The organism is Aequorivita marina (assembly GCF_031631895.2).
Lineage (GTDB): Bacteria > Bacteroidota > Bacteroidia > Flavobacteriales > Flavobacteriaceae > Aequorivita > Aequorivita marina.
On sequence record NZ_JAVMBW020000004.1, the window covers coordinates 158,677 to 176,537 of the forward strand.

The 17,861-nt window shown below is 38.4% G+C and carries 19 protein-coding genes and 1 tRNA gene; 13 read left to right on the forward strand and 7 right to left on the reverse strand.

The features are described from left to right. The first annotated feature begins 27 nt into the window (after positions 1-27). Positions 28-1,794: an ABC transporter ATP-binding protein gene (locus tag QPK98_RS07915; protein WP_310992633.1), complete on the forward strand. Its 1,767-nt coding sequence runs from the start codon at positions 28-30 to the stop codon at positions 1,792-1,794. Positions 1,795-1,796: 2 nt separating this feature from the next. Here the strand turns inward: QPK98_RS07915 and cdaA are convergent, their stop codons facing one another. Beyond that, positions 1,797-2,570, reverse strand: coding sequence for a diadenylate cyclase CdaA (gene cdaA / locus QPK98_RS07920; protein WP_310992635.1), 774 nt, complete (start codon positions 2,568-2,570; stop codon positions 1,797-1,799). A 77-nt stretch (positions 2,571-2,647) separates the two neighbouring features. Continuing rightward, entirely contained in the window at positions 2,648-3,427 is a 780-nt protein-coding gene (folP, locus tag QPK98_RS07925) for a dihydropteroate synthase (protein ID WP_310992664.1), read from the reverse strand. A gap of 186 nt (positions 3,428-3,613) precedes the next feature. Between folP and QPK98_RS07930 the strand changes: the two genes are divergently transcribed. From QPK98_RS07930 to QPK98_RS07960, 7 genes are all read left to right on the forward strand, one after another. Continuing rightward, positions 3,614-4,186: a DUF1599 domain-containing protein gene (locus QPK98_RS07930; protein ID WP_310992636.1), complete on the forward strand. Its 573-nt coding sequence runs from the start codon at positions 3,614-3,616 to the stop codon at positions 4,184-4,186. Between the two features lie 235 nt (positions 4,187-4,421). Next, positions 4,422-6,137, forward strand: a complete 1,716-nt coding sequence (locus QPK98_RS07935; protein ID WP_310992638.1) for a BT_3928 family protein — start codon at positions 4,422-4,424, stop codon at positions 6,135-6,137. Between the two features lies 1 nt (position 6,138). Next, positions 6,139-7,212: an ABC transporter permease gene (locus tag QPK98_RS07940; RefSeq protein WP_310992639.1), complete on the forward strand. Its 1,074-nt coding sequence runs from the start codon at positions 6,139-6,141 to the stop codon at positions 7,210-7,212. Positions 7,213-7,357: 145 nt separating this feature from the next. Continuing rightward, entirely contained in the window at positions 7,358-8,107 is a 750-nt protein-coding gene (gene tpiA / locus QPK98_RS07945) for a triose-phosphate isomerase (protein ID WP_310992640.1), read from the forward strand. After that, positions 8,107-8,943: a 50S ribosomal protein L11 methyltransferase gene (gene prmA, locus QPK98_RS07950; protein ID WP_310992641.1), complete on the forward strand. Its 837-nt coding sequence runs from the start codon at positions 8,107-8,109 to the stop codon at positions 8,941-8,943. Before tpiA ends, prmA begins: the two co-directional genes overlap by 1 nt. A gap of 30 nt (positions 8,944-8,973) precedes the next feature. Then, positions 8,974-9,249, forward strand: a complete 276-nt coding sequence (locus QPK98_RS07955) for an ATP-dependent Clp protease adaptor ClpS (protein ID WP_310992642.1) — start codon at positions 8,974-8,976, stop codon at positions 9,247-9,249. Between the two features lie 155 nt (positions 9,250-9,404). After that, on the forward strand, positions 9,405-9,650 hold the full coding sequence (locus QPK98_RS07960) for a transposase (protein WP_310992643.1): 246 nt from the start codon (positions 9,405-9,407) through the stop codon (positions 9,648-9,650). 126 nt (positions 9,651-9,776) lie between these two features. Here the strand turns inward: QPK98_RS07960 and QPK98_RS07965 are convergent. Continuing rightward, positions 9,777-9,849 (reverse strand) — tRNA-Lys (locus QPK98_RS07965). A 231-nt stretch (positions 9,850-10,080) separates the two neighbouring features. Here QPK98_RS07965 and QPK98_RS07970 point away from each other — a divergent pair. After that, complete coding sequence (locus QPK98_RS07970) at positions 10,081-10,602, forward strand: shikimate kinase (protein WP_310992644.1); 522 nt, start codon at positions 10,081-10,083, stop codon at positions 10,600-10,602. On the opposite strand, the gene QPK98_RS07975 is transcribed toward QPK98_RS07970, so the two are convergent. Together QPK98_RS07975 and QPK98_RS07980 are read right to left on the reverse strand one after the other, a co-directional pair. After that, positions 10,594-11,097 carry a phosphoribosyltransferase family protein gene (locus QPK98_RS07975; protein WP_310992645.1) on the reverse strand — a complete coding sequence of 168 codons (504 nt, stop codon included), beginning with the start codon at positions 11,095-11,097 and terminating at the stop codon, positions 10,594-10,596. The genes QPK98_RS07970 and QPK98_RS07975 overlap by 9 nt on opposite strands. A gap of 24 nt (positions 11,098-11,121) precedes the next feature. Then, positions 11,122-11,508, reverse strand: coding sequence for an RNA-binding S4 domain-containing protein (locus QPK98_RS07980; RefSeq protein ID WP_310992646.1), 387 nt, complete (start codon positions 11,506-11,508; stop codon positions 11,122-11,124). A gap of 80 nt (positions 11,509-11,588) precedes the next feature. Here QPK98_RS07980 and QPK98_RS07985 point away from each other — a divergent pair, with 80 nt between their 5' ends. Then, positions 11,589-12,503 carry an FKBP-type peptidyl-prolyl cis-trans isomerase gene (locus QPK98_RS07985; protein ID WP_310992647.1) on the forward strand — a complete coding sequence of 305 codons (915 nt, stop codon included), beginning with the start codon at positions 11,589-11,591 and terminating at the stop codon, positions 12,501-12,503. A gap of 89 nt (positions 12,504-12,592) precedes the next feature. On the opposite strand, the gene QPK98_RS07990 is transcribed toward QPK98_RS07985, so the two are convergent. After that, complete coding sequence (locus QPK98_RS07990) at positions 12,593-13,546, reverse strand: transketolase family protein (RefSeq protein WP_310992648.1); 954 nt, start codon at positions 13,544-13,546, stop codon at positions 12,593-12,595. Between the two features lie 119 nt (positions 13,547-13,665). Next, the gene (locus QPK98_RS07995) at positions 13,666-14,511 is read right to left on the reverse strand and encodes a transketolase (protein ID WP_310992650.1); all 846 of its coding nucleotides are present in this window, start codon (positions 14,509-14,511) and stop codon (positions 13,666-13,668) included. A 248-nt stretch (positions 14,512-14,759) separates the two neighbouring features. On the opposite strand from QPK98_RS07995, the gene tgt reads away from it, so the two are divergent. Genes tgt through QPK98_RS08010 form a run of 3 tightly spaced genes read left to right on the forward strand, consistent with a single transcriptional unit; the run spans position 14,760 to position 17,860 of the window. Then, positions 14,760-15,890, forward strand: a complete 1,131-nt coding sequence (gene tgt / locus QPK98_RS08000) for a tRNA guanosine(34) transglycosylase Tgt (protein WP_310992651.1) — start codon at positions 14,760-14,762, stop codon at positions 15,888-15,890. Between the two features lies 1 nt (position 15,891). Next, positions 15,892-16,971: an LptF/LptG family permease gene (locus QPK98_RS08005; RefSeq protein WP_310992652.1), complete on the forward strand. Its 1,080-nt coding sequence runs from the start codon at positions 15,892-15,894 to the stop codon at positions 16,969-16,971. Beyond that, positions 16,958-17,860, forward strand: coding sequence for a DMT family transporter (locus QPK98_RS08010; RefSeq protein ID WP_310992653.1), 903 nt, complete (start codon positions 16,958-16,960; stop codon positions 17,858-17,860). Before QPK98_RS08005 ends, QPK98_RS08010 begins: the two co-directional genes overlap by 14 nt. Position 17,861: the final 1 nt, after the last annotated feature.

Below are 17,861 nucleotides of genomic sequence, written 5' to 3' on the forward strand. Positions count from 1 at the left end.
AGAGTAAAGAAGAATAAAGTAAATAAAGTGTCAAAAACTACAGGGAACGCATTCGATTTTAAGCTATTTAAACGCTTGTTGGCTTTTACCAAGCCGTATCGCGTGGTATTTTATTTTGTTGCCTTTGCGGCAATCATTATGTCTGGACTGGCGGTTTTACGACCATTTCTCTTAAAACTGGCTATAGACAACTCTATTGTTCCAAAAGATGGCCAGGGGTTTATGAAGTACGTCATTTTAATGATTGTTGTACTGTTCCTAGAGGTTATTTTTCAGTTCGCTTTTATCTTTTTAACCAACTGGCTCGGGCAGAGTGTAATTCGCGATATGCGTCAAAAACTCTTTAGCTTGATGATGAGCTTTAAAATGAAATATTTTGATACCAGCGCCGTAGGTAGGCTTACAACGCGAGCTGTTAACGATGTAGAAACCATTTCAAGTATTTTCAGTCAGGGGCTTTTTATGATTATTAGCGACTTGCTTAAAATGCTTGTTATTGCTGGGTTTATGCTTACGCAAAGCTGGCGTCTATCTTTGATTGTTTTTATAATTTTGCCGTTTATTATTTATGCTACTAGGGTGTTTCAAAAGGCAATGAAAGTAGCGTTTGAAGATGTTCGTAATCAAGTTGCAGACTTAAACTCCTTTGTTCAGGAAAGAATAACAGGAATGAAGATCGTGCAAATCTTTACCCGCGAAAAAACGGAGTATAATCGTTTTCAGAAAATAAATAAAAAGCACAGAAAGGCGTGGATAAAAACCGTTTGGTATAACTCTATATTCTTTCCCATTGCAGAGATGTCTGGTGCCATAGCAACGGGATTAGTAGTGTGGTATGGTGGGTTAAACGTTATAGGCGGTGGCGTTGTAACCTTGGGTATGATTACTGCTTTTATACAATACTCCGAAATGCTTTTTAGGCCACTTCGGCAAATTGCAGATAAATTCAACACCCTGCAAATGGGGATGGTCGCTGCAAACCGAGTCTTCGGGATTTTAGACACCAAAGCTCATATTCCAGATACTGGAACCATTGCCTATTCCAGTACAAATGGTAAAATTGAGTTTAAGGAGGTTCACTTTGGGTATGTTGAAGATGAAGAAGTGATAAAAGGAGTTTCATTCAAAGCGAATCCAGGAGAAACCGTTGCAATTGTAGGGGCTACCGGTGCAGGGAAAAGTACGATTATTAATTTGTTGAATCGTTTTTATGAAATCAATAGTGGCGAAATATTGATTGATGGTAAATCTTTAAAGGAATATAAACTCGATACCATCAGAAGCCGAATTGCAGTGGTTTTGCAGGATGTTTTTCTGTTTGCAGATTCTATTTTAAACAATATTACGCTCAATAATCCAGATATTACCGAAGAAGAGGTAATAGCGGCAGCAAAGGATATTGGGGTGCATAAGTTTATTGAAACACTTCCCAATGGCTATCACTACAACGTTAAAGAACGCGGTAGCATGCTGTCTTCAGGGCAACGCCAGTTAATCTCTTTCCTGCGGGCATACGTGAGTAAGCCGAGTATTTTAATTTTAGACGAAGCAACTTCTTCGGTAGATACGTATTCTGAAGAAATGATTCAAAACGCGACTGATAAAATCACGAAGGGTAGAACTTCAATCGTAATTGCCCACCGATTGGCAACGATAAAGAAAGCAGATAAGATTATTGTAATGGACGCCGGAAAGATAGTAGAGGAAGGGAGCCATAACGAATTACTGCAATTGGAAAATGGTTTTTATCGCAACCTTTATGAAGTGCAGTTTATGAAAGAGGAAGCGGTTTAAATTTAACTTAAATCTTCTTTTACCAGTTTAAATAACTCATCAGTGTCTTCAAAAAGAACGAAATCACCATCTTTTAAATAAGAAATCTGTCCGTTTTCTTCTGAAACAACTAAGCTAACAGCATCTGTTTTTTCAGTAATTCCCAGTGCGGCTCTGTGCCGAAGACCAAATCGCTGGGGGATATTTCGGTCGTTAGAAACGGGTAAGATAACACGTGTAGCCGTAATTCTGTTCTCTTCAATAATTATGGCGCCATCATGTAGCGGACTGTTCTTGTAAAAAATACTTTCAATAATGGGTTTGTTGACCTCTAGGTTCATTTTGTCGCCGGTGTTTTTTACAAAATCCAGGCTGTTGTTGCGTTGAATTACAATTAGCGCACCGGTATTTGTGTTCGACATTTTTTTACAGGCAGCAATTATCCCTTCTAGATTGGTTGTGAAGCTAGCCTCGGCTCCAGAAAAATTAAACTGTTTTAGAAACCTACGTCTAGCATTAAAGTTTGTAGATCCTAACATTAATAGAAACTTTCGTATCTCTGGTTGAAAAACTACAACCAAGGCGAACATTCCTACCCCTAGGAATCCTCCTAAGATTTTACTTAAAAGCTCCATTTCCAAAAGCTCGGTAATAATGTAAATGGCGTAAACAATGATGATTCCTACCAGAATGTTGATAGCAACCGTTCCTTTTACCAAATTATAGAGATAATAAAGCAGGAAAGCCACAAACAAAATGTCTACAATATCTAAAATCCGTATGTCGAGAAAATCCAAGGTTCTGCTTTTTTTAGTAAATGTAATTTAAAAATTTGTTCTATTGAAACGCTTCGGAGTATTGTTCATGCACTTTTTCAATATCCACTTTTTAGGTGGTTGTGTAATATAATACATTCTCTAGCTTCCTTTACATCGTGGACCCTTAAAATTGAAGCGCCTTTTAATAGTGCAACTGTGTTTAGGGCGGTTGTCCCGTTTAATGCGTTTTCGGCAGAAGTTTCCAGGGTCTTGTATATCATTGATTTTCTAGAGATACCGGCTAAAAAAGGAATTTCTAAGCTTTTAAAAAGCTCGAGATTGTTTAGAAGCTCAAAACTTTGCGCGGGAGTTTTGGCAAATCCGAATCCAGGGTCGGCAATAAGGTCATTAATACCTGCCGCACGGGCGAGGGCTATTTTTTCTGACAGGTCTTTTATAACCGCTAGGCTCACATTTTGGTAGTTGGTAAGTTTAGCCATAGTTTTTGGAGTACCGCGCATATGCATTAATACATACGGGACTTTTAGTTTTGAAACACTTTGGTACATTTCAGGGTCTAAACTGCCTCCTGAGATGTCGTTTACCATGCATGCTCCTGCATTAACAGCGTTTTGGGCTACCTCGCTTCTAAAAGTATCTACCGAGATTAGGGCATTGGGGAAATGTTTTAGGATAGTGTTAATGGCTGTAACCACACGTTTTGTTTCTTCATGTACGGGTATTTTATCTGCTCCTGGGCGCGAGCTATATCCGCCAACATCCAAAAACGTTGCGTCTTCCGAAAGCATTTTTTCAGCTTGCTTTACAATTTCTTTTTCAGAAAAGGTTTTTCCGCCGTCATAAAATGAATCGGGGGTTATGTTTATAATTCCCATTACTTTTGGAATGGAAAGGTCTATGAGGTTGCCGTGGCAATTAAGGGTCTGCAATTGTTTAAACTTTTTAGTTCCCAAAATTCAAAAACTTTTGGTGAATCTGTTGTTTGTCGAATAACTTTGGGCATTCAACTTTGAACTTTGAACTATTTAAGCGAAATTTACGCAAAATCTTACAAACCACTAATGGCAGATACTTCAAATCAATACAACGATCAGATTGAAAAATGTAGAAAGCTGTTTATCAACAAAATGCATGACTACGGAAGTGCATGGCGAATTTTGCGACTTCCTTCGTTAACCGATCAAATTTTTATAAAAGCGCAACGCATTCGCGGGCTTCAAAATAATTCGGAACAAAAAATCGCCGAAGATGAGACCAGTGAGTTTATCGGAATTGTTAATTATTCCATTATGGCGCTCATTCAGATTGAAAAAGGAGTGGTAGAGCAACCAGATCTTTCGGTAGAAGATGCCACGCAATATTATGACGAGCATGTGGCCACGACCAAGCAGCTAATGCTTGATAAAAATCACGATTACGGTGAAGCTTGGCGCGATATGCGTGTTAGTTCGTTGACCGATTTAATTCTTCAGAAAATATTACGTGTAAAGCAAATTGAAAATAACAGCGGGAAAACATTGGTTTCTGAAGGTATAGATGCCAATTACCAGGATATGGTTAATTATGCGGTGTTTGCATTGATTCACCTAGATGAAGCCAAAGCGAGCAAAGAAGAAGGAGAAGCGAAAAAATAATTCAGAAAAGAAAAATAGGGTTGGTGTTTTTGCCTGAAGCCAGAGAATGAGTCTCTTGGCTGGGTTTATAAACGAATTGAGACTCATAGTATAAAGAAATTAATGTGTTGTTTGAGGAATTGCACAACTCAGAAGAATGTTATCAGCAATCATAATAAGGTTTGAGTAGTGTTATAGCTCTCGCAGTAATTGTTTGGAATTTGAAATTTTTAATTAAAGTTAGAATTTAATACTCATGAAAGTAATAGTAGGAATATCTAGATTAATTGTTGGATTGCTGTTTATCGTCAGCGGCTTGGTAAAGCTTAATGATCCGGTAGGTTTTGCGTTTAAACTTCAGGATTATTTTGCGCCGGAAGTGTTAGACCTTGGTTTTTTGGTTCCGTATGCTTTGTTGATAGCGATATTCGTAGTAATTTTTGAGGTTTTAGTGGGTATAGCCTTGCTCTTAGGCTATTTAAAAAAGTTTACGCTTTGGGCCTTATTGTTGATGATTGTGTTTTTTACGTTCCTAACTTTTTATTCGGCTTATTTCAACAAAGTCACCGACTGCGGATGTTTTGGAGACGCGATTCCATTAACGCCATGGGAGTCCTTTACAAAGGATATCATCTTGCTGGTGTTGATTTTAATTCTTTTCTTCGGAAGAAAATACATTCAGCCTATATTCAGTAAAGGCGTGCGTAGCATTATTGTTTTTGCTGCTTTTGTAGGCTGCCTGGGTATAACATATTACGTTTTATTACACCTTCCTATAGTTGATTTTAGACCCTATAAAATTGATGCAAATATCACCGAAGGAATGACGGTTCCCGAAGGAGCACCCGGTCCAATTTATGAGTATGCCTGGAAATTTGATATTAATGGCGAAGAAAAAGTAATAACTACTACTGGTGATTATCCACAAGTTGATGGCGAGTTGATTGATACCGAAACAACCATGATCCAGGAAGGTTACACACCTCCAATTCACGATTTTACAATTGAACGCAACGGCGAAGATTATACGACGCACTTTTTAAATGAGGAAAATCTAATTGTTATTGTGGCATATAGCCTTGGCAATACTGAAAAAGATGGATACAGGCCTGTAAAGGAAATTACGGATAAAGCCTTGCAAAACGGATACAACGTGATTGGTCTGTCAGCATCCTCACAAGAAACAACCAACCAGCTTACAGAAGAGTACAAGCTTAACTTTAAGTTTTACTTCTGCGATGAAACGACCCTTAAAACCATTGTACGAAGTAATCCGGGTATCTTAGAGCTTGACAAGGGTACTATAAAGCAAAAACTACATTGGACTGATGCCGATAAACTTGAGCTTCCCGTAGTTGAAACGGCGAAGCCAAAGTTAGATCTTTCGTTAAAACAACGTTTGGATAGTATTGCGGTTCAAGATCAAAAATACCGCAGGTTGATGCAGGCAAGATCACTGGAAGAGCGTAAAAAACTAGGCGAAAGCATGGGTCTTTCTGAGGCTGAGTACAGTGGAGATCTAACCGAAATGCAACGGGTTTTGGACAGTGTTAACATGATTTTTGTTGAAAAATATTTCGCTAGAAAAGGCTATCCCGGTAAATCGGTAGTTGGTGAGGAGTCTAGCCTTGTGGCTTGGAATGTGTTGCAGCACAATCCAGATAAAATTCCACTTTACTTGCCATTGATTAAACAAGCGGCCAAAGATGGTGAAATACCCAAAACATCGGCTGCAATGATGGAAGATCGGTACTTAATGTTAGACGGAAAACCTCAAATTTATGGCACACAAGGAATGGCTTATGACGATGCACGTGGCTCCTTTATCTGGCCAATTGAAAATGCCGAAACTGTAAACAAAAGAAGAGCTGAGGCAGGTTTTGAAGACACAGTAGAAGATTATTCAAAAATTCTTTTTGGTGATGATTATGTTTATGAGCCCCGAACCATGGAACAGATAAACCAAGAATAAGGTGACGCGTTACTTGCTTCAAAAATTAGGTTATGCTTTGCTCACTTTATTTGGAGTAGTAACGGTAATATTTTTACTATTTACCATTCTTCCTGGAGATCCTGCCAGAATGATGCTCGGCCAAAATGAAACTGCAGAACAACTTGCCGTAGTAAAAAAGAAATATGGTTTTGATCAGCCGGTTTCAATTCAGTACGTAAGGTATTTAAATGATCTGTCGCCTATTTCATTTCACAGTGATAATTCAACGGACTACACCTTTCTCGCCGAAGATAAGTACAATGCGGCAAAGCTGTTTTCAATTGGCAATACCAGCGTAGTTTTAAAAACACCTTATTTGCGGGAGTCCTTTCAAAAAAATGGAAAGGCAGTGAGCCAAGTGATATCCGAAACCTTGCCCAACACATTTATTCTAGCGGTTTCAGCAATTATAATCGCGATGATTATTGGGGTTTTTCTCGGAATTGTTTCCGTACTTTTTAAAGATGGGTTTATTGATAAAATGATTCAGTTAGTAAGTACGTTGGGTATGAGTGTTCCTTCGTTTTTTAGTGCGATTATTTTTGCGTGGATTTTCGGTTTTGTGCTTCAGAAATACACAAACTTGAACATGACGGGAAGCCTGTATGAAGTAGATGACTTCGGAAATGGAAAGTATATTCAATGGAAAAACTTAATACTGCCTGCCCTCGTTTTAGGTATTCGTCCTTTGGCAGTAGTAAGCCAATTAATGCGAAACTCCCTGCTTGAAGTTTTAAATCAGGATTACATTCGTACCGCAAAGGCAAAAGGGCTTTCTTTTTATCAAGTAATTACAAAGCACGCGCTTAAAAATTCATTAAACCCGGTGGTAACAGCAATTTCGGGTTGGTTTGCATCCATGCTTGCCGGCGCCGTATTTGTGGAGTATATTTTTGGATGGAACGGACTGGGAAAAGAAATTGTCAATGCCTTAAACACCTTAGATTTACCAATAATAATGGGAGCCGTCCTGGTAATAGCCACATTGTTCATAATAATTAATATTTTTGTAGATATAATTTACGGGTGGCTAGACCCAAAAATCAGACAGTAGGGACAGGTAGTGACCTGTCCATCAACCAGCAGAGAAGGTCGTGACCTGTCCAATAACCAGCAGAGACAGGTCGTAGCCTGGCCGTACATTCGGTTGAGGTCTATCGGTAAATTAAGGTGCAAATTATCAATAACAAACAACAAACATGAGAAGAAAAATAGTAGCAGGAAACTGGAAAATGAATAATGATTTGGCAGAAACTGAAATGTTTCTAGTCGATTTAAAAAAGCAAGTAATCCCCGAAGATGTACTGGTGATGTTGGCGCCTCCGTTCACGAGTTTGCACCAAACATTTAGTTCCTTAAAAGAACACCCTGTATCGGTTGTTGCTCAAAACATGCATCAAAGTGACAATGGCGCTTTTACAGGCGAGATTTCTGCGAAAATGCTTTGTAGCGTGGGTGCTAAAACGGTTATTTTAGGGCATAGTGAACGTAGGGAAATATTTAAAGAAGACAATGCTGTACTAGCCGAAAAAGTGAATACCGCGCTTAAAAATGATATGACTCTTATTTTTTGTATCGGAGAGAAGCTAGAAGATAGAAATGAAGGAACCTACTTTGAATTGATTAAAGCCCAACTAACCGAAGGACTGTTCCACGTTTCAGAAGAATCTTGGAAGAATATAGTGATTGCCTATGAGCCTGTTTGGGCAATAGGAACTGGGAAAACAGCAAGTCCGCAGCAAGCGCAGGAAATGCATAAATTCATTAGGGAAACAATCAGTGAAAAGTATAACAGCACAGTTGCCAACGATGTTTCAATTTTATACGGTGGAAGTGTGAAACCCAATAATGCTGCCGAAATTTTTGGTCAGGATGACGTGGATGGTGGCTTAATTGGTGGCGCTTCACTAAAAGTAGATAGTTTTATGGAAATTGTAAATGCTTTTTAATGTCACAAGTTTATATAGGTTACGATTTTAAGGTAAGTCCGCTGCAACCCGGCACGGAGATTCTAATTGCCGAATTGGGATATGCAGGTTTTGAGAGCTTCGTAGAAAACGAGGACGGTGTAAGTGCATACATTCAAAAAGAGGCTTGGAATGACAAGATTTTAGACGCGATACATGTTTTAAAATCTGATGAGTTTAAAATTTCGTATTCAAGTTCTGAAATAGAACAGGTAAATTGGAATGAAGAGTGGGAAAAGAATTTTGACCCCATTGAAGTTGATGGAAAATGTACTGTTCGGGCTCCGTTTCACCCAGAGAAAGATTTTGAGTTTCAAATTGTTATTGAACCAAAAATGTCTTTTGGAACTGGGCATCACGAAACTACTTTTATGATGCTTCAATTTATCTTGGAAAATAATTTTCAGAATAAAACTGTATTAGATATGGGGTGTGGCACAGCCGTTTTAGCAATTCTTGCTGAAATGCGTGGTGCTTCAAAATTAGATGCCATTGACATTGATGAGTGGTGTTTTGAAAATTCAAAAGAAAATATCCAAAGAAATAATTGTGAGCAGATAGCAGTGCATCTGGGAGACGCTTCGTTATTGAAGGGTAAAAAATATGACGTAATTATAGCCAATATAAACCGAAATATTTTGTTGAACGATATGGCTACATACATCAAGAGCCTAAATGAAAACGGCGAACTTTATTTAAGTGGTTTTTATAACGAAGACTTACCTATTATTACAGAAACTTGCAATAATTTGGGGTTGAGCTTCGTTGAGAACAAAGAGAAAAACCGATGGGTTGCGGCAAAGTTTAAAATTTCGTAATTTACATAGGTCAATATTTTATATATAGTTATGAGTACCAAGGAAAAAATTCAGGAAGATATTGCGATTGCTGAAAAGGAAGGCAATCAAAATGAAATTGTGCTTTACAATGATGAAGTAAACACTTTTGACCACGTTATAAATAGTTTGATTTTTGCATGTGAGCACACGCCAGAACAAGCCGAACAATGTTCTATAATAGTTCATTATAAAGGTAAATGTACGGTAAAAACAGGCGGATTTGATGATTTGGAGCCAAGATGCTCTATGCTTTTAGAAGCAGGTTTAAGCGCTGAAATTATTTAAACTCTTAAAAAATGTACGGCAAAAACTAATGCTTTAAGAATCAATATTACAAAATAACAATTATTAAACCTGCTCCATAGCGGGTTTTTTTATTGTCTAGAAACGAATAGGCTTTTTTCTACTTACTATTGAAGGCGCCTGCGGAATATAGTTGCTTGGCTGGGTTAATTAGATTAGCCAAATGGGATGAGAAAGTAAGACAAGCAGGCTTTAAGAGCTTTAATACAATCGCGCGGACAATGTCAATACATTACCAAAACATACTGAACTATTTTGACAATAGAAGTACAAATGCATCAGCAGAGTCGTTTAATGCTAAAATAAACGCTTTCAGAACACAATTTAGAGGTGTTAGAAATATAGAATGTTTCCTTTTTAGACTCTCAAATATTTTTGCATAATCTTAAAATCCCACAACTTTTGGACTTGATCCCTTGATCCTTCTTGATTCATAATATCACCCAAAATAAAAAACCCTGCCAATTATAAAATTAGCAGGGTTTCGATGAAGTTTCAACTTCTAGTTGTGACTTGGCTGGGGCTCGAACCCAGGACCACCTCCTTAAAAGGGAGGTGCTCTACCAACTGAGCTACCAAGTCGTCCTTTTTTATTAGTATGCCTATCTTGCGGTAGGCGGGTGCAAATATACTACCATTAAATTGTACTTTCAAAACGAAATTGAAAAAAAATTCAATAAATTTTAAAATGCCTGAAAAACAGGTATTCACAAGTGCTGTTTTTATCTTAGTTTTGCCGTTCGGAAGGAAAAACGGTCATTTTAGGCGATTATTTCATTCTGAAAAAGCATAAATTTTGAATTTAGACAACGTATGAAAATTGTATTGATTGGTTATATGGGAAGCGGAAAATCTTCCGTTGGAGTAAAACTTGCAGAAGTTTTAAAGATTCCTTTTAAAGATATGGATTCCGAAATTGAAAATAATCAGGGGATGTCAATTTCTGAGCTGTTTTCAAAAAAAGGAGAAATATACTTTCGAAAAAAGGAGCATGAAACGCTTAAACAATTGCTTGCGCAGTCCGAGAGCTTCGTTTTGGCAACCGGAGGCGGTACGCCTTGCTATGGCGACAATATGACGGCAATGCTAGGCAGGGAAGATGTAAAGACGGTGTATTTAAAATTGCCAATTGAGGTGTTGGCTCCAAGGTTGTTTCAGGAAAAAGACCAAAGACCGCTATTGGCGCATCTAGAAACGGAAGAAGACCTAAACGACTTTATACGAAAACATCTTTTTGAACGGGTGTATTACTACAATCAATCGGAATATATTATGAATTGTGGTAATGACGATTTAGACACTATTGTAGAAAAAATAGTTTTAAAGCTATTCTAATACTGCCCTGTCGTGATTCTTATCAAAAATAACCGAAACGTTTTCGTTTAACGAGGTTGAAAGCGAAATGCCTTTAAAGTCTGCCTTGATAGGATACTTTTTATGGTTTCTATCTACCAAGACAGCAGTTTTAAATTGTTTTAACGGAACTTCTAAAAAGTGTTTTACCCCATAGATTAAAGTGGTTCCTGAATGAAGCACATCATCTGCCAGCACCAAAGATTTATTTTTGTAGTCTTCCTGTTTTAGAGAGGTGCTAACTGCTTCGATTGGATTTTTTTTGTCAATTGTTACTTCGCAAAGCAAGACTTTTATTGGCGAAATATTTTCTAGTTCAACCTTTATCTTTTTTGCAAAAAGAAAGCCATTGCTCATTATACCGGCTATAACCACTTCTTTCTCGCCTACATTGGCTTCATAGATTTGGTATGCAATTCGCTTTATTTTTTGGGCTATCTGTTTTTTATTTAAAATAACTGTATTTATTTCTTGCATCTGGACATCTTTTTTTAGCTGGGGTTACGATTCGTTTTCATCATCGGTAGATCTGGTAAAGTCGTCCAAATCTCTCCTGTCTTTTTTCGTGGGCCTGCCAACACCTTTCTTTCTGTAATAGGTTTTGGCATATTGCAACATTTCATTGGTTTCAAAAGCTTCTTTTGGAGTGGTATCTTTTCGGTATAGATTAACCAGTTTTGCGCCTACCCTACTGGAAGGAAGGTCTAAAACTTCAATTTGATAGTTAATTTGGTTTTTCCGAAGTACAATTTTGTCGCCCGGAAATACATCGCGTGCGGGCTTAACAATATCGCCATTAACACGTACCGAACCTTTTTTGCAAGCCTGAGTAGCCTTGCTTCGTGTTTTTAAATACCGAATACACCATAAATATTTATCAATCCTCATAATAATTACCCTAAAAACAAAGTTAATGTGGTATGCAAAAATAGGGGAAAATTGTATCTTGCGCCCTTAAAAACCAACGGATGATGAAAATTAAATACGGATTTGCACTTTTAATTGTAATGCTGGGTGTTGCAGTTTCCTGTAAAAAGGATGATGATGGACCACCACCACCTCCGCCACCAAGAGATCGTGGTGAAGAAGCAATCCGTGCACAGGCCGAGATTGAGGAATTTCTGGAAACACATTTTTATAATTACGATGAATATCAGACTGATCCAGATAACTTTAAAATAGTATTTGACACCATTGCAGGCGACAACGCTGATAAAACTCCCTTGATAGAGCAAGTTACCTCTAAGGAAGTAATGGATGTTAATAACATGGATGTTACGTATAAACTCTACTATCTTAAAGTTAGAGAAGGTGAAGGGGAGCGCCCTCATTTTTCAGATTACACTACCAATACCTATGACGGTAGATTGTTGAACCTGGATTTATTTGATAGCTCGGTAATTCCCGTGAGGTTTAGCTTGGTTGACTCTGAGGCTACACCTGGTATAATTAGAGGACTTCAACAAGCTTTAATTGAGTTTAAGGGAGCTGGAAATATTATAGAGAATCCCGATGGAACCCTCTCTTTTGAAAACTTTGGAATTGGGGCAGTATTTATTCCATCTGGATTGGGTTACTATCAGTATCCACCTGCCGGAAATTTAGGTGCCTACGAACAACTTATTTTTTCGTTTCAGTTGTTTGCCTCTGAAGTTGCAGATCACGACGGCGATGGAATTCCTTCATATATGGAAGATCTGAATGATAATCAATATTTGATGGATGATGATACAGATGGTGATGGGAGACCAAATTACTTGGATGACGATGATGATGGCGACGGCCGACTTACAAAATTTGAAATTGAAATAATTGATGGCGAGATTTTCTTTCCAGATACAAACAATAACGGTATTCCTGATTACTTAGATGATACCATCTAAGAAGTATTCTGAAATTATATAGACTACAAAAAAGCCCCGTTCAGACTGAACGGGGCTTTTTTATACTTAGCAGTTTAAGGTCTTGCAGCCTACTTACGCGCAATTACTTTTTTAACAGCACTAACAATTGCAGCGGCGTTTAATCCGTACTTATCCATTAATTGCTCTGGCGTGCCAGACTCGCCAAAAGTGTCTTGTGTAGCAATAAACTCCTGCGGGCTTGGATGCTGGGTAGCTAATAATCGAGCCACGCTTTCTCCCAGGCCGCCTAGGAAGTTGTGCTCTTCGGCAGTAACGATGCAACCGGTTTTTTTAACACTGTTGATAATGGCTTCATCGTCCAGGGGCTTTATGGTGTGAATGTTTATTACATCTGCGGTTATTCCGTTTTCATTTAAGGTTTCAGCTGCTTGTAATGCTTCCCATACCAAATGGCCTGTGGCAACAATAGTAACATCGGTGCCTTCCTGAAGCTGAACTGCTTTTCCTATTTGAAAATTTTGATCGGTTGGTGTAAAATTGGCAACTTTTGGTCTTCCAAAGCGAAGGTAAACCGGACCGTCAAAATCGGCAATTGCAAGGGTTGCTGCTTTTGTTTGATTGTAATCGCACGTATTGATTACGGTCATTCCCGGCAGCATTTTCATTAGCCCGATGTCTTCAAGTATTTGGTGAGTTGCACCATCTTCTCCTAAAGTTAATCCTGCATGCGAGGCGCAAATCTTCACGTTCTTGCCGCTGTAAGCAACACTTTGTCTAATTTGATCGTAAACGCGTCCTGTAGAAAAGTTAGCAAAGGTTCCGGTAAACGGAATTTTTCCGCCTATGGTCATTCCTGCTGCCATGCCTATCATGTTCGCTTCAGCAATTCCCACTTGAAAAAATCGCTCCGGATGGTTTTCTTTAAAATCGCCCATTTTTAGCGATCCGGTAAGGTCTGCGCAAAGTGCCACAACATCTTTGTTTTTCTTGCCAAGTTCGGTAAGGCCGTCACCGAAACCTGAACGCGTATCTTTTTTGCCTGTATCTGTATATTTCTTCATAGCTATTGCCCGCGAATACGGGTATCTTTTTGGACCCTCCATCAGTTTTAATGGAGGGACTTTCTAAGTTATACTTTAAATTGAATTTTCATTTACTTTTCTCCTTCTTATAGATGAGATCAATAATCTCCCAAGGTTACCGGGTTTTGTGAAAGTGCGTCTTCCAACTGTTCATCGTTCGGTGCTTTTCCGTGCCATGCGTGTGTGTGCATCATAAAATCAACGCCATTGCCCATAACGGTATGCAGCAACACACAAACTGGTTTTCCATTGCCGGTTTTTTTCTTGGCTTCTTTCATTCCAGCGATAACCGCTTCTATGTCATTTCCTTTTTCAATGTCCATCACGTCCCATCCAAAAGCTTCAAATTTTGCTTTCAAATTTCCCAGAGGGAGAACATTTTCGGTAGAACCATCAATCTGTTGTCCGTTTAAATCTACCGTTACAATAAGGTTGTCCACTTTGTTTCCTGCAGCATACATAATTGCTTCCCAGTTTTGACCTTCTTGCAATTCGCCATCGCCACAGAGTGTATAAACCAAATGCTTGTCTTTATTAATCTTTTTGGTTGATGCAGCACCTATTGCAGCCGAAATACCTTGACCTAATGAGCCAGATGCCATGCGAATGCCTGGTAAGCCTTCGTGCGTAGTGGGATGCCCTTGTAAACGTGAATTCAGTAAGCGAAACGTGTTTAATTCTTCTACGGGAAAATAGCCCGACCGTGCCAAAACACTGTAAAAAACGGGTGAAATATGTCCGTTTGAAAGAAAAAATAGATCTTCGTCCTTTCCATCCATGGTGAAGTCTTCCTTGCGTTCCATTACCTCTTTATAGAGGGCAACGAAAAATTCGGTACAACCTAAAGATCCGCCTGGGTGTCCAGAATTAACCTTGTGTACCTGTCTTAAAATATCTCTTCGAACCTGGATGACCAAATCCTCAAGTGCTTTATAATCTGCCATAATTGATTTTAATTTTCGATTTCAAAAGTAAGCTTTTCATAGCGGTCTTCAAAGTTGGAACTTATGCTTTTATCAACGATTTGAGGCTTTTGTTAACAGAATATTACCCGATGTACGATGCAAAAAGACCGAAGGAGGTTTTAATCAGCATTTGTCATTATAATAAGAGCATTAAGAATTTTGTTATTTGGAAGTTGCAATTTGGAATTTAATAACCGTTATCTTTGCACCTCAATAAAAATTGCTGAATGCACTTTAAATTAGAAGCCACAGATAAATTAAGCAGTGCCCGTGCTGCCACGCTTACCACAGACCACGGGGTAATTGAAACACCTATTTTTATGCCGGTTGGTACCATTGGGACCGTTAAAGGGGTGCATCAACGGGAGCTGAGAGAGGATATTAACCCAGATGTTATTCTGGGAAACACCTATCACCTTTATCTAAGACCTAAGACCCCTGTGCTTGAAAAGGCAGGTGGGCTACATAAGTTTATGAATTGGGACCGAAATATCCTTACCGATAGTGGTGGGTATCAAGTGTATTCCCTTTCTGCCAACAGAAAAATAAAGGAGGAAGGTGTAAAGTTTAAAAGCCATATAGACGGAAGTTTCCACTTTTTTACACCAGAAAATGTAATGGAGATTCAACGCAGCATTGGTGCCGATATTATTATGGCCTTTGATGAATGTGCGCCTTATCCTTGCGATTACAACTATGCAAAACGCTCTATGCACATGACGCATCGCTGGTTGGATAGATGTATCAATCATTTAGAGAAAACACCTTTAAAGTACGATTATAACCAAAGCTTATTTCCTATAGTACAAGGAAGCACGTACAAAGATTTACGAATTCAATCTGCTGAATATGTTGCTTCGGTAGGAGCAGAAGGAAACGCCATTGGTGGACTTTCCGTTGGCGAACCGGCAGATGAAATGTACGAAATGACTTCTTTGGTAACAAATATACTTCCTAAGGACAAACCCCGATATTTAATGGGGGTAGGTACACCAGTGAATATTCTTGAAAATATTGCATTGGGCGTTGATATGTTTGACTGTGTGATGCCAACCCGAAACGGTAGAAACGGAATGCTCTTTACTTCTGAAGGAATTATCAATATTAAAAACAAGAAGTGGGAAGCCGACCTTTCGGTAATTGACCCTATGGGTATTACGTGGGTAGATACGGAGTATAACAAAGCGTATCTTCGGCATCTATTTACCGTAAACGAAATGTTAGGAAGACAAATAGCGACTATTCACAACCTCGGTTTTTACTTATGGTTGGTTCGCGAAGCCAGAAAACATATTTTGGAAGGAAATTTTGCCGAATGGAAAAATGGCATGGTAAAAAAGTTAGATCAAAGATTGTAGCATGCTCAGCATACTTGATAGATACATACTTAAAAAATATTTAGGCACCTTCTCGCTGCTTTTATTACTGTTTGTTCCCATTGGTATAACGGTCCATTTGGCAGAAAAGATTGATAAGATTCTGGAAAACGAGGTGCCTTTGTCTGAAGTGCTCATATACCTTTACCACTTCACCATCTATTTTGCCAACTTGTTATTTCCGCTGTTTTTATTCTTGTCGGTAATATGGTTTACATCAAAACTGGCAAATAATACCGAGATTGTCGCTTTTTTGAGCAGTGGCGTTTCGTATTACAGGTTTCTACGCCCATATATAATAGGTGCTACAATCGTCTGTATTGCCGCTCTTGTTTTTAGTATGTATTTAGCGCCCAATGCCAGTAAGGGGTTTAACGAATTTTCATATACCTACCTTAAAAAGGGAAAGCAGGCTAGGGAGCAAAGCAATGTGTATACCCAGATAAATGAAAATGATTATATTTATGTAAGCTATTTTAATGTGAAGGAAAAAACAGGGAGTAATTTTACCCTAGAGCATTTTGAAGGCAATAAAATGACATATAAGATTTCTGCTGACCGAATTAGGTTTATAGAGAAAGACAGCACGTATTCGCTATATAATTATTCCAAAAGAAAGATAGGAGAGCGGAACGATGTCCTGGAAACAAAATCGAAATTGGATACCGTTTTTTCCTTTGACATGGAAGACCTAACCCCTGTAAACTATATAGCCGAAACTTTAAATTTTACAGAACTCAATGATTTTATAGAAAAAGAAAAAGCACGTGGTTCATCCTATATAAACCGCTATGAAGTGGTGCGTTACAAACGTTGGAGTTTACCCGTATCTGCATATATTCTTACTATAATTGCCGTTGCAGTATCCTCGGTTAAACGCCGGGGCGGAATGGGGGTAAACCTTGCGATAGGAATTACAATTGGAATGGTTTTTATATTCTTTGATAAGGTTTTTGGTACGATGGCTGAACAAAGTGACTTTTCGCCATTTATTGCTACCTGGTTCCCTAATTTTGTATTTGCCATCTTAGCTATTTACCTTTTAAGAAATGCCAAACGATAAGCTTCTCAATTACCTACATCTTCATTTTATAATCTTTATCTGGGGGTTTACAGCGGTTTTGGGCGCGCTCATTTCGTTAGAGGCCATTCCGTTGGTCTGGTACAGAATGTTGATGGCAACGCTTATCATTTTTGTGTTTTTGAAATTCAGAAAAGAAAACCTTAAATTTTCAGTTAAAGCGCTATTGGGGTTTGCTCTGGCAGGAATCATTATCGCCTTGCATTGGCTCACGTTTTTCGGCGCTATTAAGGTTTCAAACGTTTCGGTAACCCTTGCTATAATGTCTTCGGGAGCATTTTTCACTTCCTTACTGGAACCAATTATATACAAAAGAAAAATTATTGCCTACGAAGTGTTATTTGGCATCGTGGTAATAGCCGGACTTTATGTTATCTTTGATGTGGAGACTTCTTATACGTTGGGAATTGTTTTGGCGCTTATTGCAGCATTTTTAAGTGCGCTTTTTTCAGTAATCAACGGAAGGTTCGTGCTAAAGTATAAAGCTTCAACAATTTCATTTTATCAGTTAATGTTTGGCGTTCTGGGCATTACCATATATTTGGCCTTTGCGGGAAAATTTACTGTAGAATTTTTCACTGTTTCAGCCCACGATTGGATATATCTTGTAATTTTGGCTTCGGGTTGTACAGCTTATGCCTTTATAGCTTCCATACATGTAATGAAATGGTTAAGCCCCTATACCGTAATGTTAACCATCAATATGGAACCAGTATATGGTATAGTGCTGGCCCTTATTATTTTGGGCGACTCAGAGAATATGAGCCCGCAGTTTTATTACGGCGCAGGGATTATTCTGCTTACGGTAATTGCCAATGGCATTATTAAAATGACCCAAGAAAGAAAAAGACGAAGATTGACTAACACCTAAA

What these genes read in the sequence shown, in the direction of transcription:
- QPK98_RS07990 (WP_310992648.1), bottom strand. Translation starts at nt 13,546, where the DNA reads ATGAAGAAATATACAGATACAGGCAAAAAAGATACGCGTTCAGGTTTC.
- QPK98_RS07970 (WP_310992644.1), top strand. Translation starts at nt 10,081, where the DNA reads ATGAAAATTGTATTGATTGGTTATATGGGAAGCGGAAAATCTTCCGTT.
- folP (WP_310992664.1), bottom strand. Translation starts at nt 3,427, where the DNA reads ATGGGAATTATAAACATAACCCCCGATTCATTTTATGACGGCGGAAAA.
- QPK98_RS08010 (WP_310992653.1), top strand. Translation starts at nt 16,958, where the DNA reads ATGCCAAACGATAAGCTTCTCAATTACCTACATCTTCATTTTATAATC.
- QPK98_RS07985 (WP_310992647.1), top strand. Translation starts at nt 11,589, where the DNA reads ATGATGAAAATTAAATACGGATTTGCACTTTTAATTGTAATGCTGGGT.
- QPK98_RS07930 (WP_310992636.1), top strand. Translation starts at nt 3,614, where the DNA reads ATGGCAGATACTTCAAATCAATACAACGATCAGATTGAAAAATGTAGA.
- QPK98_RS07995 (WP_310992650.1), bottom strand. Translation starts at nt 14,511, where the DNA reads ATGGCAGATTATAAAGCACTTGAGGATTTGGTCATCCAGGTTCGAAGA.
- QPK98_RS07955 (WP_310992642.1), top strand. Translation starts at nt 8,974, where the DNA reads ATGAGTACCAAGGAAAAAATTCAGGAAGATATTGCGATTGCTGAAAAG.
- QPK98_RS08005 (WP_310992652.1), top strand. Translation starts at nt 15,892, where the DNA reads ATGCTCAGCATACTTGATAGATACATACTTAAAAAATATTTAGGCACC.
- QPK98_RS07935 (WP_310992638.1), top strand. Translation starts at nt 4,422, where the DNA reads ATGAAAGTAATAGTAGGAATATCTAGATTAATTGTTGGATTGCTGTTT.
- tgt (WP_310992651.1), top strand. Translation starts at nt 14,760, where the DNA reads ATGCACTTTAAATTAGAAGCCACAGATAAATTAAGCAGTGCCCGTGCT.
- tpiA (WP_310992640.1), top strand. Translation starts at nt 7,358, where the DNA reads ATGAGAAGAAAAATAGTAGCAGGAAACTGGAAAATGAATAATGATTTG.
- QPK98_RS07975 (WP_310992645.1), bottom strand. Translation starts at nt 11,097, where the DNA reads ATGCAAGAAATAAATACAGTTATTTTAAATAAAAAACAGATAGCCCAA.
- QPK98_RS07980 (WP_310992646.1), bottom strand. Translation starts at nt 11,508, where the DNA reads ATGAGGATTGATAAATATTTATGGTGTATTCGGTATTTAAAAACACGA.
- prmA (WP_310992641.1), top strand. Translation starts at nt 8,107, where the DNA reads ATGTCACAAGTTTATATAGGTTACGATTTTAAGGTAAGTCCGCTGCAA.